Below are 15,112 nucleotides of genomic sequence, written 5' to 3' on the forward strand. Positions count from 1 at the left end.
ATAGGATTTTAACCCTGAATTGCTTTTTTTTCCAAAGAATTAATATACGCGTTCCAACCCTCTGTCTTATAAGTAATCGCAGATGCTTCAGGATTATCAGATTTGTAGATTCCTCTTCCTACAATGATAAAATCTGTATGCAGCGTTTTGAAAACATGTTCCGGTGTATTGTACTGCTGCCCTTTACCATCTCCTGAATCTGCAAGATTTACCCCTGGAGTAAATAATAAAAGATCTTCCGGAATTTTGTTCTGAGATACACCACCTATTACATTGGGATGAGATAAAGCTACTTTTAAAGCTTCTTCACGATAGCTTGCAGAAGTCAGAGCTCCTTTAGAAGACATTCCTACAATAGCTACCACTCCTACATTATGAAAGCAGTCTAATGATTCAAAACCTCCGATAACCTGAGATGTTACGAAATCTGCCCAATTGGTAATTTTGAAAACTCCACTCGTGAACTGAAGCTCCTGCGTGTTCCCAATGTCAGCAAATTTTCTGTCTTCCATCAATAAAAACTGATGTTTTGCAGCGATGGCTTTTAAAGGAGTGATTGTTTTTTCGTAATCGAAATCAGAAATAATATCAATATGCGTTTTTAAAGCAATAATATGTGGGCCTACTTTTTCAGCAAGCTCCAATAACTCCTGTGTAGTGGTAACATCTGCAGAAGCAATAAGGTTAGATTTTTTTGCTAAAGCTGTTTCCAGTAATTTTTTTGAAACGGAATGTTGTGTAGTCTGAAGCTTCTGCTCATAAGAAGATCTGGTTTCCTCTTCAAACTGAATATGATTCCCCTGAAGGAAGTCCTGAATTCTTTTTACTTCTTCATCAGACAATTCACCAGTTTCCTGAAGAATATTACATACTTCTGAAATATTGAAAAGAGTGTGTACTCTATATCCTTTGCTTTCCAATAGTTGTTTTCCACCTTGCTCTCTGTCCAATACCACTACAATATCAGAAACTTTAAGATCTTCCTGTTCTATTTCGGGAATAGTTTCTAACAAAGATTTTCCTGATGTGATTACATCTTCTACCAAAAGACAGTTTTGTCCTTTCTGATAAATTCCTTCAATCAGTTTTTTTGTACCATAGCTTTTAGCCTCTTTTCTTTTAATAATTAATGGAATGTAGCTTTCCAGAGACATTGCAGTCGCCATAGGAAGAGCAGCATAAGGAACTCCACAGATTAAATCAAAATTATCCAATGGAAGCATTTCCAGTAAATAATTAGCAAGATTTTTCAAAATTTTAGGATCTGAAGCCAAAGGTCTTAAGTCTACATAAAAAGGACTTTCAATACCACTTTTTAAGGTAAACCTACCAAATTTGATGATGCCTAGTTTGTAGCACTCTAAGAAGAATTCTTTTTTACTTTCCATTATTTTTTATTAGATACTGCAAATTTAAGCAATTGAAATAAGGCTTAAAAATTTATCGTTCATTTGTAAATAAAAAACCACCCCGGATTGACCAGGATGGTGTGAAAAATATAATAAACTATTATTTTACGATTTCAGCATCAATCACTTGAGCGCCGCTGTATTTTTGTTCAGCTTCCCATAATAAAAACTTGTCAACCTCTTTGATGAGCTTAGGAATGGTAAGTGACAATACTGCCAGGTCATCCATGACTCCAAGTACTGGTATCACAAATTCAGGAAGCAGGTCAATAGGAGAGAGTACATATAAAATTCCCAGTAAAGGAAGAATAATGTCTATGGATCTCATCGGATAGACTCCTTTTCTCCACATTTTGACCATTCTGAAAATATCAGGGATCTTTTTTATAAAGCCCTTGTGACTGATGGCTTCTTTTGCAAGATTTAATTTTGAATATTTCATTTTGTGTTTGGATTTAATAAATTTTTCAACGCTATAAATTTCACAAATCCTGTACCAACAAATTATAAAATTTAGTTAAAATATTATTTGATAATATTGTCAATGAACTGATGCACAGTCTCTGTGTTCCAGTCTTTTGTAGCGTCCTCTTTAATAAGGATTCTTCCGTGCTTATCCAGTAGGAAAGTGGTGGGGAATACCTTGGGAAGAATTTTCTCAGAAATAGGGCTTTGAGCAATATAAACAGGAACAGTGTAGTTGTTTTCTTTCAAAAACTTTCTTACATCTTCTTCTTTGTCATTCATAGCAATCAATACAAAATCTACATGATCTTTTCTGGTATCATATAGTTTCTGAATAGAAGGCCATTCTTTTCTGCAAGGCGGGCACCAGGTTCCCCAGAAGTTCAGAAAAATACCTTTGTCCTTAAAATTTTTAAGATTGGTGCTTGGCGCATTGATTCCTTTAAGTTCTATATCGTAATCCTCTTCACTGATATGTACGGCATTTTCAATGGTTGCAACGGGAAAGAACGTATCCTTCAGGAAGTTTCTTATTCCCGGTACAAACGCAATAACACCAATGATGGCAATGATTACAAGATAAATGATGCTTTTTTTCATATCTCTTTTTTATAGAAGATCTAAAATTTCCTGAACAGCATCTTTTCCTCTGTTCTTAGCATAATATATCTGCAGATCATTGTAGAACATATCTTTTGGATACGTTTCAGGATCAGCTTTATATTTCATCAACAGCTCATATCCATATTTTGGACGTGGGCCCCATGAATTTTTTACATTCAGGTCTTTGTCAAGAATAAGTACCTTAGGAATAGATTCTGTACCATTAGTCAGAAACTGGTTGATTAAGCTCTTATCACTGTCTCTAAGAAAAACTTTTACTTCATTGTGTCCTTCAAAAAATCTGAAGACAGCCGGAACTGTTGCGCTTGCATCTCCGCACCATGCTTCAGAAATGATTAAAATCTTTCCGTCAAAGTTTTTTGTGGCTAGTTCTTTCAGCTGATCTTCATCCGGGACGTATTTTTTTACCGTTCGGTCCATTCTCTGAAGACCCAGCTCATAATATTGTTTATATTCAGCTTCCTGTTGGTTGGCAGGATTCTCTAATCTTTCTTTTGCAATCTGAAGGTATTCCTCAAAAGAAATTCCTTTATCCCAGTAATTTTTCATTACCAAAAATATTTATGTTAAAAATTATTGATATTTCTTGTTTTGTTGATCAGAAACAGGTCCGCCAATACAAATGCAGCAAGGCTTTCCACTACAGGAACTGCTCTTGGAACTACACAAGGATCGTGACGTCCTTTTCCTTCTACGATTACAGGATTTCCGTCTTTATCTATGCTGTCCTGAGGTCTTAGAATAGTGGCTACAGGTTTGAATGCTACACGGAAATAGATATCCATTCCGTTGGAAATTCCACCCTGGATACCTCCAGAAAGGTTCGATTTTGTAGTGAAGTCTGTATTGAAAGCATCATTGTGCTCTTTTCCCGTCATTTTGGCTCCGCAGAAGCCGCTTCCATATTCAAATCCTTTGCAGGCATTGATGTTCAGCATTGCTTTTGCCAGTTCAGCCTGAAGTTTTGAAAATATAGGTTCACCAATTCCTACGGGAACATTTTTAATCACACAGGTGATGGTTCCTCCAATAGTGTTACCTTCTTTTTTGATCTCCTTGATTCTTGAAATCATCTTTTCAGCAGTTTCAGCATCAGGACAACGGACATCATTGCTTTCTGTTTGGGAAAAATCTAATGCCTGGTACGGTTTTTCACAGAAAATATCACCCACGGAAGAAACGTAAGCATTGATCTCAATGTTTGGTAAAAGCTGCTTGGCAAGTGCACCAGCAACTACCCAGTTCATAGTTTCTCTTGCTGAAGATTTTCCGCCACCGCGATGATCCCTGAAACCAAATTTCTGATCATAGGTAAAATCCGCATGACTTGGACGATAGGCCCCTGCAATATGATCATAATCTTTCGATTTCTGATTTTCGTTTTCAATGATAAAACCAATTGGGGTACCTGTTGTTTTTCCATCAAAGATTCCCGAAAGAAACTTTACTGTGTCACTTTCTTTTCTTTGAGTAACAATTGCTGACTGGCCAGGTTTTCTTCGGTTCAGTTCGTATTGAACCTTATCGAGATCTACCGTTAAACCTGCCGGAAAATTATTGATGATACCGCCATAAGCCACTCCGTGACTTTCTCCAAATGTTGTAAGACTAAGAAGATTACCTAATGTGTTGAACATAATACAAAATTACCTTTTTTTCTTCAGATAATAAAGTTTCTGGATTTGTTCTATTTATCACTGTTTTTGATATTATTGATAACCTTTTGGGCTTCCTTTTTTTCTTCTGAAGTCATTTTTTTCCAGATGAATCCTTTCTTGAGATCATTTTTGTCTAAAAGTTGAGGGAAAATACCCGCTTTTACATCATCAAAAATATAGAATGGGGTAACGGCAGGAAGAGGAGTATCAAAACTGTAAGGATAATTGTGAGAAACATTAAATTTAAAATTCCCGATTTTAAATGTATTAAACTGATGGTATTCGTAGGTTGAAGGCTTATAAAGCTGTTCTTTTTCAAAACCTGTCATAAAACTTCCCACTCTGAAGCTCGGAATATATTTTTGAATCAATGCCGGAAAAGATAACATTGAAATAAAAAATAAGCTTAAAACCGAAAAGACAATAATGGATTTCTTGCGATTAAAATATTCTTGAAACAGAACAAAGAATATCACAAAAAAAACATCTATGAAAAATCTGTATTGAGCGGAAAAGGCAAGGATCAATATACTTTTTATCAGCAAAGAAATACAGATCAGGGTGATGAGTTTTTTCTTTTTTATCCAGGCAAATACAGAGAAAATAATTAGACTCAGTATAAAGAGGATGTTGATTTTTGATTTGATTCCTTCAAGAGAGAACCAGTTTTTAATATGATCTGCCGTTGAAAATTTTTGAATGTTTTCATAGGTGTACTGCATATCATACGTCTTCATGACAGCAAATTGGGAGGAGGTTTTCAAAACTTCCGGATTGGGTTTCCAGGATACATCCAGATCACCTATTGCTATGGGGAAAATGGGAAAACCAAATGTCCATATATTTTTAATAAAGAAAAGGAAGAGAATCAGAATTCCTAACAGCAGTGGTTTGAAATTGTTTTTGAAAATAAAAACAGAACTTGAAAATACTAATATGGGCAGCCATATCATCGTAGGTTTTATAGCAAAAACAAAAACTGAAAAAGCAAAAAGGAGGGTTGTATTTCTGTTGCCGGCTATCATTTCATTTAAGATGATCAATGAAAAAATAATAACAGGAAGATCCGGGCTTGGAGATTGTGAAAACAATAATAAAACCGGTAGAAAACAAAGGTGTATCCAGTTTTTTCTTTCGATGATATAAATGGTGTAAATAATCAGTAATACAGCATTGATTCTTAAAAACGGATCAGAAAAATTGGAAAACCCAGCCTGAAAAATATGCCAGACAGACATTTGCCCCAGTGTGAGATCTACATTTGAAATTCCTTTTACCAATCCATATTCTGTAAGCCATTTCAGCGTGGGAATATAATACCCGAAATGATCTAATATATAAGGATAAAATGAACCTGCAAAAATAATAATAAGAGAGCCCGCGCTCAATAATGCAAAATCTTTCCTTGAAAACTGATAGAACTCCTGGTAGAGCCTGTTTTTAAAGAAAAATAATAATCCCAATAGTATTGAAGCTGTTTCTACATAAATATTTAGAGGATAAAAAAAAGAAAGAACTGTCCATACCAGGCTTATTCCCAGAATTCCGGATAGAATTTTTCCTGAGATTCCCTGAAATAAAATCTCTGATACATTTTCAATGATTTTTCCCCAACCCATTAATACAGGAATGATGAAAATTGAAGAAAACAGAATCAATAGCATAAAAAAAGATTGCTTAAAAATAAGCAATCTTTATATTTATTGTGAAAATATTTATTAACGGGGTTGTACCCTTCCGTCTTTTCTATCCTGTGATCTACCAATGGTATATCCTGTAGCACCACCTACAACACCACCAATTACAGCTCCCAGTCCTCTGTTTTTCTTAGCGATCAGGGCTCCGGCAGCGGCTCCACCTACAGTACCAATTACAGTTCCTTTAGCAGCTTTACTCCATCCTTTTTTCTGAGTAGTTCCCTGTGAAGTTCCACTTCCGTTATTGGCATAACTTCCATTGCTGCTTCCTGATGAACCGGAATTTGAGTTTCTGTCTCTATATATTGTTCTTGTTTCTCTGATAACTTGTGGTCTTGAATTATTTTCAGCAGCAACTCTTGCTTTTTTGGTTTCAGATATGCTGTCTGCTTTTTTCTGAGCTTCATAGACCATCTTTTCTTTTTCAATAGCCAGCTTCTGTTTTTCTATTTCCAGTTGTCTGGCCTGAAATTCAAGTTTCTGTGCTTCCAGTGATTTCTCGGCAACGCTGTCGTCTTTCTTGCAGGCCGTCATCAAAAAGACGGATAAAAAACCTGCTAATACTATCTTTCTCATAATTCAAATTTTAATAAGGTAAAGCCAAAACGACTTTGATTTAAATATATTTTCAATTATGAAGCCAAAATTTAGTTAATGAGTGTTAAAATTGATCAGAGAAAAGTGAATTAATTTTAAATGCTGCTCACTTTTGTATTATTGATGGGGATTTTATGCGTTTGATATTGAAATTTGATTTTATGTTAAAATATTCTTTAGAAAGGAAAATTGATTCCTTAAGTAAATATATCATTAGTATTTCAAGTAGTTCCGGAATTTGTATTTGTAAATTTTAGTTCATTGATAGTTTTTACTCAATTCATATAAGTTGATTACTTTTGAGTACCAAATTACTTTTTAATATGAAAAAATCAATTTTTACAGTGTCAGCATGTATCGGACTGCTGGCTGTTGTAACATCATTTTCCTCTAATGAAATAGTAGAGAACAATAAAAACTGTTCAGAAATAGCTGATACCACACCAAAGACTCAGACTTATAAGATCCGTTATGGTCTTCTTTCAAAAAGCGGGGCGAAAATTCTTTCCGGAAATTATGATGTAGGAAGTTTTCTTGCAGAAAACATGGTTACCGGAGAAGTGTATGATACCTATTACAGTGGTGGGTTTCAGTCGGTACCACAATATTATAATGGTCTTCCGGCAGGAACTTATACTTTTTCTGCTATGCAGGGACAAGGTGGCTGGGTAGGTTATGGAACGGTAATTGCTACGGTTTCTGACGCACAGGTAGATTCTGATGGATATATTACGGTGTATATTCCGATCATTTGGGAGGAGTAGACTTGTAAGCAAAAAAATACCTAAATTTACTTTCTTTAAAGTGAGGTTTTTTTTAATGATTAAATGATTATTTGTATTTTTTTATTTCGTTTTTATAGATTTTATATTAAATAAAATAATTAATTACTATAATTGCATAAATTTATTCCATCTTTGATTTTTATAGAAAGTATTCATTCTCTGTTTTATTATATTCTTCTGCTAAAGAAATGTAATAATAGCAATTATGCTGAATGATTCTACGATATTCTGTTTGGATTTTTCTAAATAGATTTTTTTCATCATTTGTGTTTTTTAGGCCTCCATCAGGAGGCCGTTTCTATTTGTTCAGTTTTATGATTCTGCTCATATAATAATTGAAAGGGAGATTGTATCTTTGGGTATAAGAACATTTTCATTCCATATTTTACCAAAAAGACTCTTCGTTTCGAGGAGTCTTTTGTTTTTATATATTATCTAGGGTGACTTTTATTTTACTGATTAACCGGTGCACCTTTTTAGTCTGATAACTAAGGAGGTCATAAATTTCCTGTGAATTGGTGAAAGCCTCAGGAACAATCTGGTTATTGATAGATTTGATTCCCCGTCTCTTCATCGTCTCATGTATCACTCTGGCAAACGATTCTTTTGCGCTTAGCTTAGCTTTATCCTGGGAAATTCCATTGGAGTGCAGCCTGTATAAATATAAAGGTTCTCTGATGAATTTAGCTTCTCCCTGTTCTAATATTTTTAAATACAGATCCTGATCTACTGCATTTTTTAAACTCGGATTAATCCCTGTTGTTCTTGAATAGATTTCTTTTTTAAATGCAAAGAAATGTGCAAACTGAATTGGACAGTTGAAAAAATGACGGTTATTGTAAATCTGCTTGGTGCCGGCATATACTCTTTTATGAGCAAGGTTTTCATCACATAGCATCATTTGGGAATAAACGGCAGCAAGATCATCTCTGTCAACGAATTCCTGGGCTGTTTTTTCCAATGCTTCCGGATAAAGTGCATCATCAGGATCTAAATACGCGCACAAATCTCCCTGAGCATATTTCATACAGGCGGCTTTTGTAAAGCCACAACCTTTATTCGTTGCATTATGATAGAGTTTGAAGCGGGGATCATTCTGGATAAGAGACTGTATAATCTCTACCGAATCATCTGTAGAGGCGTCGTCAACAATAATCACTTCCCAATTTTCGTAGGTTTGGCTGATTAATGACTCATAGCATTCCTTAAAATACTTTCCATTATTATAGTTTGCTATAAGTATAGAAAAATTTATCACGATTTTTTGAATTAATGAAGCGAAATTACAACATAATATATGTGAAAAACATAACCTCAATCATAATGTATTTGAAATTTTTTACTATATTTTAGAAATGTATAAGGTGAATTATATTTTAAATGCTGTTTGTCAGTGAACTGGCTTTGAAATATTTGATTAGGGCTGGAAAAATAGGGATTGAAACATTATTTGTTTATTGTCTTTTTTTGAGAAATATTGTCTGGTAGCTGGATAGCTTAATATTTAAAAGAAATAATAATTTTATGATTGTACTCATAAAATAAAAAAAAAGACTGCTATATCTTTGGTTAAGAATTAATAGATAAAATAATTTTTATCTCTGATATAAAATTTTTTTTCATCATTTGTGTTTTTTGAGGCCTCCATTTTTGGGGGCTTTTTCATATAGTAAACCTCAAAATACTTTAAAGATCAAAGAGTATTCTGCCGTCAAATGGGACATCCCAAATGATAAATACTTTGTCGTTTGATTTTCGCAAGGGAGCTTGAATTATTTCATAGTCTCCTTTTTCAGTTAACCTTTCTACAATGAGATCAGAACCTTTACCTATTTCATTTACTTTGTACTCCAACTGATATTCTTTTTCATTGCTTTTTGTGAAATCTTTCTTACTAAAAATTCTTTGTGCCATGATGATTTAAATTTATTGGATTGATTTATATGAAGAATAAATTATGCCAATTTGATGTTTGATTTAGTTTTTTTTGATAGCTGACTGAATATTTGAAAATTTTTATTTTCCGAATGTGAATTTTATTTTACCAAATTGTAAATTATTTTATTTTTAATATTTTTACCGGCATGTTATATTTATTTTAATTAATTATAAATAATTATGAAGTGGTTTTTAAAGCATCAATAAAATCGGGTTAAAATGCTAAAATTGTAAAATTGATACAGCCAGCGTAAATTGTTTTTTTTTCTCAAAATTGGCATTCTTGGCACGATTTTTCGATATAGAAATGTAACTCATGTTTAATTTGAGTTTTCATGGTTATTAGTTTTTATCCTCGGAATTTCCGAGGATTTTTTGTTTTTAATATGAAGCTGCTGATAAATGCAAATTGATTAATCCTTTATGCCTGAGTAAGATAGCTTACTATTCGCCTTTTTGCATTATTTATCAAACTCCTGTAAAATGAAGAGCTTGTTTTATAAATTAAAATAGGATGATTGTTTAAAAAGTGATCAATGAATGAAAAGTGATGATAACTGTTTATGGGTTTAAAATAAATATCCCTGCCAAAGAGCAGGGATATTTATTATGGTAAGTTGGATAAATTATCTAATTTGCTTTCTAGAGCAAGTATTTGTCCACTGTCATATTGGTCTTTTCTGTCGAGTAAATATCCTAAATAAATTATAATTGAATCAATATGCCTTCTTGAAATAAAAACATTGTCTTTTTGAATTTCTTCTTCTATTTCTTCTACGTATTCTATTTCTTCATCATCCGATCTGTCCTGTATTTCTTTTTCGTATTGTATAGCAGCCTGTATCAGATTTTTTTCTTCAGGAGTAAATTGTATCATCAGTATTTGATTTTAGTCTTACTAATATACAATTATTTTAAAGTCTTATTTAAAATTAAGTTGAGAGCTATTGTTTTTCTTCCGCTTCTTTAGCCCATTTTTTAACAGTGTTTTTTACTAGTCTGTAAAAAACATAAATAGTACAGAAGAAGATGAATAATAATACAATTGCTGAAATTATAATGTGTGTTGCTGATATTGATAAAAACATGGCGAAGTTCTTTATATAGTAGGATATTTTTCACAAATATAAAAATCTACATGTAATTACTCTATATATGTAAAAAGAAAGAAGCAAATGATTGTATTTTTTGATTTTTTTTAGAAATAAAAAAACCTCTAAATAACTTAGAGGTTTTTCTGAGGTACCTAGCGGATTCGAACCGCTGTAGATGGTGTTGCAGACCACTGCCTAGCCGCTCGGCCAAAGTACCATTTTTACCATTTTTGAGGTGTGCAAATATAGCAAAATTTCTTTATGAACAAAAGTTTTTAAGCAATTTCTTTATTCCCAAGAGCCTCGATTTCGCTTTTTGCTTGAATTTCAGCTTGATAATTTTTAATGTTAATAACTCTTGTTTCACTCCATTTATCATGCCAGCCATTTTCTCCCAAAAAAGAAAGGGCATCAAAAGGAACAATTCTGGAAATGTTTCTGATCAGATAATCATTGAAAGTAGGCTCAGTACCATCGATACAAATGACTTTACTTCCGGTAATATACTTACCAACGGATCTGCCTTTTGTAAAATATTCTATAAGAAAAGTGTACATAAAATAGATTAAAGAGGTTATCAGTATATCCAGAAATCTATTTACTTCTGACATTTTATAAGCAAGATTAATGAAAAAATCATTATTGGTAAGATTGAATATTAAGGCAGCAATAAATCCAAAAGTAAGAAAGGTAAGAGTAATGACAAGTCTGTCAATAATAAAATTAGCAAGTCTTACCCCCTTTTGGGCTCTGTTTCTGTCTACAACGACTAGATATTTTCTCATGTTTAAGGTTATTAGTTTTTTAATTTAGTTTTTATTTGAAGGTTAAAATCCGTTGACCAGTAATTTTAATGAAGCATTTGTATCAATCACGGCTGTAATTCCGGTATTGCTAAGTAGAATTTTGCTAGGTTTCAGATTGAAGACTTTCCCGTTCATCTTTAACCCTTTGTAATATTCTTTATTAAAAGCTTCTTCAATACTTTTTCTTGATGTTTCTTCCAGTTCCTGGGTTGGAATACCATATTCTTCTTCAATCATTTTTACAATTTTTCCCTGGAATAGGAGAGAAGCTGTTTTTTGAAGAATGTTGGTCGTTTTCAGTTTAAATTTGGTCTCAGATAAAACAATTTTTCTTTTTGCATCATCATACACCGGAATCCCGGAAATAATAGCGGTACCTTTTATATAACCATCGGTCTGAGCCTCAATCACCACTCTGTTATCAACGCCATATACTCTGATGTCTGTTACTTTCACTTTAGAATCGCGGATATCAAATTCTTTATTCAGAAATGTTTTTCTTGCCATATTGCTTGCCTCTGTAAAAGGGATATTGGCTGTAGTCTGTAAAATAAATTTATCCGCAACAGTAGGAGTGGAATTGAAATTGGCAACGCTGGTTACAGGTGAAGAAGCTACAGGTTTATTTCCTGTAAAAGTTTCGGAATAAATATCAACACCAAGCGTAGCATTGATCTGATTTCCATAAAATTTCAAAGGAGTAATATTCACTCCCACCGGGCTTACTTTCAGCCATGTATTATATTCTTCTGATATATTGAAAGGCTGCAGAAATGTATTCCAGGCCATTAAAGCATATTGCTGGAAATTCAGCTGTGTAGCCATTTGCTGATCTATCGTCTTACAGAATTTTTCCTGCTGCTCTTTTAAACTTTTTTCAACAATAGAGGTAATGGGAATCTGTATTCTTCCGTAATCGAGAACGGGTTTTGTTACCCATCTGAAGCCATTGGGTTGTGTATTGGTGGTAATGGTCCAGTTATTCTTAAAAGTAACTGTTGTATTGAATGACATTACGGTTTCGAAAGTAGTATTCTGATAAGTGTATACTCCCAAAGTTCCGATCCCTTTTTCTGCCCATATTTTTAAAGGAACTTCAATCAGTAAATTTTGACTGATTCCGCCAACAAGACGAATAGGTCTGGTTTTCCATACTTTTACTTTAAACTGATCATTATTATTGTCAGTATAAGAGTCATCCTGATAAACGAGGTCTTTCACAGAAGCATTGATCATATTGCTCAGTTCCGAAAGAGGAATCGTTACAGGCATTGTAATACTGGATTTTATCTTTGGGAAATTATAGGCCGCCAGCTGATTATCAACACTGGTTTGACCAAAAGCGCTGATACCTATTACTAAAAATAATATTTTAACGAATTTCAATTTGTATGTTTTTAATGAACGAAAATAAGAATTTTAATTTTCCGGTTTAAAGCTTTTTTCCAGCTCAATGCTGGCACCTGTCATTTCTCCCTGCATAGGCGGGGCAGTTTTGGTGATTTTTAATTTAATATAATCAATCTGTGGAAAGCTGTTGTGGATTGTTGAGATGATTCTTCCTGCAACATGTTCCAGTAATTTGGATTTTATTTTCATTTCCTTGTGAAGAATATCGTTGATGTCTGCATAGCTTATGGTGTCATGCAAATCGTCGGATTCTGCTGCTTTCCACAGATCAGTATGAAGTTCTACATTCAGAATATAATACGTCCCGATAATATTTTCTTCAGGAAGTACACCATGGTACGCATATATTCGTACATCTTCAAGATATATTTTGCTCATTGCCTCATATTTTATGAAGCAAAAATCGTCTTAATTCTTCAAAATCTGAATTTATTTCTACAGTTTTTTTCTCCTTTTTCATAAGATTGTTCAACGATTCAGGAATTTCAATCTGAGTATGAATGGCTTTTTCCACTGCATCAGGAAACTTTACCGGATGTGCAGTCCCCAGAATAAATCCTTTTTGTTCAGGATTTTCCTGCAAGTACTGTTTCATTGCAGCAAAGGCTACGGCACTGTGAGGCTCCAGAATATATCCGTATTTCTTATAGACTTCTGTGATGATATTCATTGTTTCATCATCGTCAATGGAATATGCAGATATTTTGTTCTTTAAAGCTTCAAACTGATGTCCGAAAAGTTCTAAAATCCTTACAAAATTGCTTGGATCTCCCACATCCATAGCATTAGATAAGGTAGCAACTGCTTTTTGCGGTTGATAATTTTGGGTTTTAAAATAATCAGGAATTACCTGATTGGCGTTACAGGCAGCAATAAAATGGCTGACGGGGAGACCTCTGAAATGAGCCAGAATTCCGGCACAGATATTTCCGAAATTTCCACTCGGAACACAGATTACCGGTTGTTTCTTATGGTGCTGAATCCATTGTTTCAATGCTATTAAATAATAAATCTGTTGGGGAAGCCATCTCGCTACATTGATGGAATTGGCTGAGGTCAGAAATAACTGACTATTGATTTCTTCATCTGAAAAAGCCTGTTTTACAAGGCTCTGGCAGTCGTCAAAACTACCTTTTACCTCCAATGCAGAAATATTTTCTCCCAATGCGGTCAACTGTTTCTCCTGAACCGGACTTACCCTGTTCTTGGGATATAAAATAACTACATTAATCTGCGGAATTTTATAAAACCCATGGGCGACAGCACCTCCGGTATCTCCGGAAGTGGCTACAAGAACAGTGACTTTCTTCTGTTGATCTTTCAGAAAATAAGACAGACAACGGCTCATAAACCTTGCACCAATATCTTTGAAGGCAAGGGTAGGACCATGAAACAGTTCCAATATGGAGATCTGTTCGTTGATCTTTACCAGAGGAATTTCAAAACTGATGGTTTCAGCTACAATTTCCTTTAGTATCTCTGCAGGAATTTCATCTCCCACAAAATCTTTCATGCATTGGTACGCAATTTCTTCATGAGAATAATCATGAATATTCTGAATAAATTCTTCATTAAACTGTGGAATGTTTTCAGGGAAAAATAATCCTTTCTCTTTTCCCTGACCTTTTATTGTTGCCTCTCTGAAATCAAAGTTTTCCAGAGAATCTTTTAAGTTATAATATTTCATTTCTGTTTTTATAGTTAAGCTTCTTCAACGATTTGAATTCCGTTCGGATTTATTTTTGAAACGTATATCAGATTTTCTATCTCAATTTCATCATACACTGATTTCATCATCTGAGCAGTTTTTTCTGCTGTTTCTTTTTGTTCGGACAACATAAAAATAGAAGGTCCTGAACCAGATATTCCCCCTCCTAAAGCACCCAATTGTAAGCTTTTTGCTTTTATCTTGTCAAATTTTGGAATCAGAATACTGCGGATTGGTTCTATAATGACATCGTTAAGACTTCTGCCAATCAATAAATAATCATTTTTCTGAATTCCTGCTACAAGACCAGCTATGTTTCCCCATTGTTCTACAGCGCTTTTTAAACTGATATTTTTCTTTAAAATCTGTCTTGCATCTGAAGTTTTGACTTCCACCTGCGGATGTACTGCCGTTACAAATAAATCAGGACTGTTCAGAGGAATGATATCAATAGAGTTGGTGGATTTTACCAGGGTAATTCCCCCATAGATACACGGAGCAATATTATCTGCATGACGAACTCCTGAAGCCAGTTCTTCTCCAAACATGGCAAAATACACCATTTCTTCTTTTGATAATTTGTTTCCTAATAATATATTGGCTCCAAAGACGGCTCCGGCGGCACTTGCCGCACTGGAGCCGAGCCCGCTTCCAGGTTTTATATGTTTACGGATAATCACTTCAAAACCATTCTTCAGATTAAAATATTCCTGAATTTTTAATAGAACAACACCCGCAACATTTTTGGAAGCTTCTTCAGGAAGTCCGAAAGAATCAATATGCTTTATAATAATTTCAGGAGTTTCCAGTAACCTGAATTCCATCTCATCATATGGATCATAGACAGCCATTCCCAGAATGTCAAATCCGCAGACCAAGTTGGCAACGGTAGCCGGGACTTTTAATTTTACTTTTTTCATA

At 34.0% G+C, this 15,112-nt stretch carries 16 protein-coding genes and 1 tRNA gene; 1 reads left to right on the forward strand and 16 read right to left on the reverse strand.

Features of this window, described 5'->3' with window-relative positions:
* Window positions 1-8: 8 nt before the first annotated feature.
* From pyrF to SFA27_RS03870, 7 genes are all read right to left on the reverse strand, one after another.
* Window positions 9-1,388 carry an orotidine-5'-phosphate decarboxylase gene (pyrF, locus tag SFA27_RS03840; RefSeq protein ID WP_407296455.1) on the reverse strand — a complete coding sequence of 460 codons (1,380 nt, stop codon included), beginning with the start codon at window positions 1,386-1,388 and terminating at the stop codon, window positions 9-11.
* Window positions 1,389-1,509: 121 nt separating this feature from the next.
* Window positions 1,510-1,851 (reverse strand): YkvA family protein, encoded by a 342-nt coding sequence (locus SFA27_RS03845; protein WP_047379034.1) that lies wholly within the window; start codon window positions 1,849-1,851, stop codon window positions 1,510-1,512.
* Between the two features lie 83 nt (window positions 1,852-1,934).
* Window positions 1,935-2,474, reverse strand: a complete 540-nt coding sequence (locus SFA27_RS03850) for a TlpA disulfide reductase family protein (protein ID WP_047379032.1) — start codon at window positions 2,472-2,474, stop codon at window positions 1,935-1,937.
* Between the two features lie 9 nt (window positions 2,475-2,483).
* A complete protein-coding gene (locus SFA27_RS03855) occupies window positions 2,484-3,047 on the reverse strand; it encodes a thioredoxin family protein (protein WP_047379030.1) in 564 nt (187 codons plus the stop codon).
* A 17-nt stretch (window positions 3,048-3,064) separates the two neighbouring features.
* On the reverse strand, window positions 3,065-4,135 hold the full coding sequence (gene aroC / locus SFA27_RS03860) for a chorismate synthase (protein ID WP_047379028.1): 1,071 nt from the start codon (window positions 4,133-4,135) through the stop codon (window positions 3,065-3,067).
* A gap of 50 nt (window positions 4,136-4,185) precedes the next feature.
* Window positions 4,186-5,820, reverse strand: a complete 1,635-nt coding sequence (locus tag SFA27_RS03865; protein ID WP_407296459.1) for an LIC_10190 family membrane protein — start codon at window positions 5,818-5,820, stop codon at window positions 4,186-4,188.
* Window positions 5,821-5,874: 54 nt separating this feature from the next.
* Window positions 5,875-6,429, reverse strand: a complete 555-nt coding sequence (locus SFA27_RS03870) for a YMGG-like glycine zipper-containing protein (RefSeq protein WP_407296462.1) — start codon at window positions 6,427-6,429, stop codon at window positions 5,875-5,877.
* A 344-nt stretch (window positions 6,430-6,773) separates the two neighbouring features.
* On the opposite strand from SFA27_RS03870, the gene SFA27_RS03875 reads away from it, so the two are divergent.
* Window positions 6,774-7,214, forward strand: a complete 441-nt coding sequence (locus tag SFA27_RS03875; RefSeq protein WP_047379024.1) for a hypothetical protein — start codon at window positions 6,774-6,776, stop codon at window positions 7,212-7,214.
* Between the two features lie 445 nt (window positions 7,215-7,659).
* Here the strand turns inward: SFA27_RS03875 and SFA27_RS03880 are convergent, their stop codons facing one another.
* The 9 genes from SFA27_RS03880 to SFA27_RS03920 form a co-directional block, all read right to left on the reverse strand.
* A complete protein-coding gene (locus SFA27_RS03880) occupies window positions 7,660-8,493 on the reverse strand; it encodes a glycosyltransferase family 2 protein (protein ID WP_407296465.1) in 834 nt (277 codons plus the stop codon).
* 428 nt (window positions 8,494-8,921) lie between these two features.
* A complete protein-coding gene (locus SFA27_RS03885) occupies window positions 8,922-9,149 on the reverse strand; it encodes a hypothetical protein (protein WP_047379023.1) in 228 nt (75 codons plus the stop codon).
* 631 nt (window positions 9,150-9,780) lie between these two features.
* Window positions 9,781-10,050: a hypothetical protein gene (locus tag SFA27_RS03890; protein ID WP_047379022.1), complete on the reverse strand. Its 270-nt coding sequence runs from the start codon at window positions 10,048-10,050 to the stop codon at window positions 9,781-9,783.
* A gap of 363 nt (window positions 10,051-10,413) precedes the next feature.
* Window positions 10,414-10,484 (reverse strand) — tRNA-Cys (locus SFA27_RS03895).
* A 58-nt stretch (window positions 10,485-10,542) separates the two neighbouring features.
* Entirely contained in the window at window positions 10,543-11,052 is a 510-nt protein-coding gene (locus SFA27_RS03900) for an RDD family protein (RefSeq protein ID WP_052184857.1), read from the reverse strand.
* A gap of 42 nt (window positions 11,053-11,094) precedes the next feature.
* Entirely contained in the window at window positions 11,095-12,459 is a 1,365-nt protein-coding gene (locus SFA27_RS03905) for a DUF4403 family protein (RefSeq protein WP_264517003.1), read from the reverse strand.
* 33 nt (window positions 12,460-12,492) lie between these two features.
* Window positions 12,493-12,861, reverse strand: a complete 369-nt coding sequence (gene folB / locus SFA27_RS03910) for a dihydroneopterin aldolase (RefSeq protein ID WP_047379018.1) — start codon at window positions 12,859-12,861, stop codon at window positions 12,493-12,495.
* Between the two features lie 4 nt (window positions 12,862-12,865).
* Window positions 12,866-14,170 carry a threonine synthase gene (gene thrC, locus SFA27_RS03915; RefSeq protein WP_407296470.1) on the reverse strand — a complete coding sequence of 435 codons (1,305 nt, stop codon included), beginning with the start codon at window positions 14,168-14,170 and terminating at the stop codon, window positions 12,866-12,868.
* Between the two features lie 14 nt (window positions 14,171-14,184).
* Entirely contained in the window at window positions 14,185-15,111 is a 927-nt protein-coding gene (locus SFA27_RS03920) for a homoserine kinase (RefSeq protein ID WP_047379016.1), read from the reverse strand.
* Between the last annotated feature and the right edge of the window lies 1 nt (window position 15,112).

The organism is Chryseobacterium sp. HR92 (assembly GCF_045689405.1).
In the GTDB taxonomy this organism is placed as follows: domain Bacteria; phylum Bacteroidota; class Bacteroidia; order Flavobacteriales; family Weeksellaceae; genus Chryseobacterium; species Chryseobacterium viscerum_A.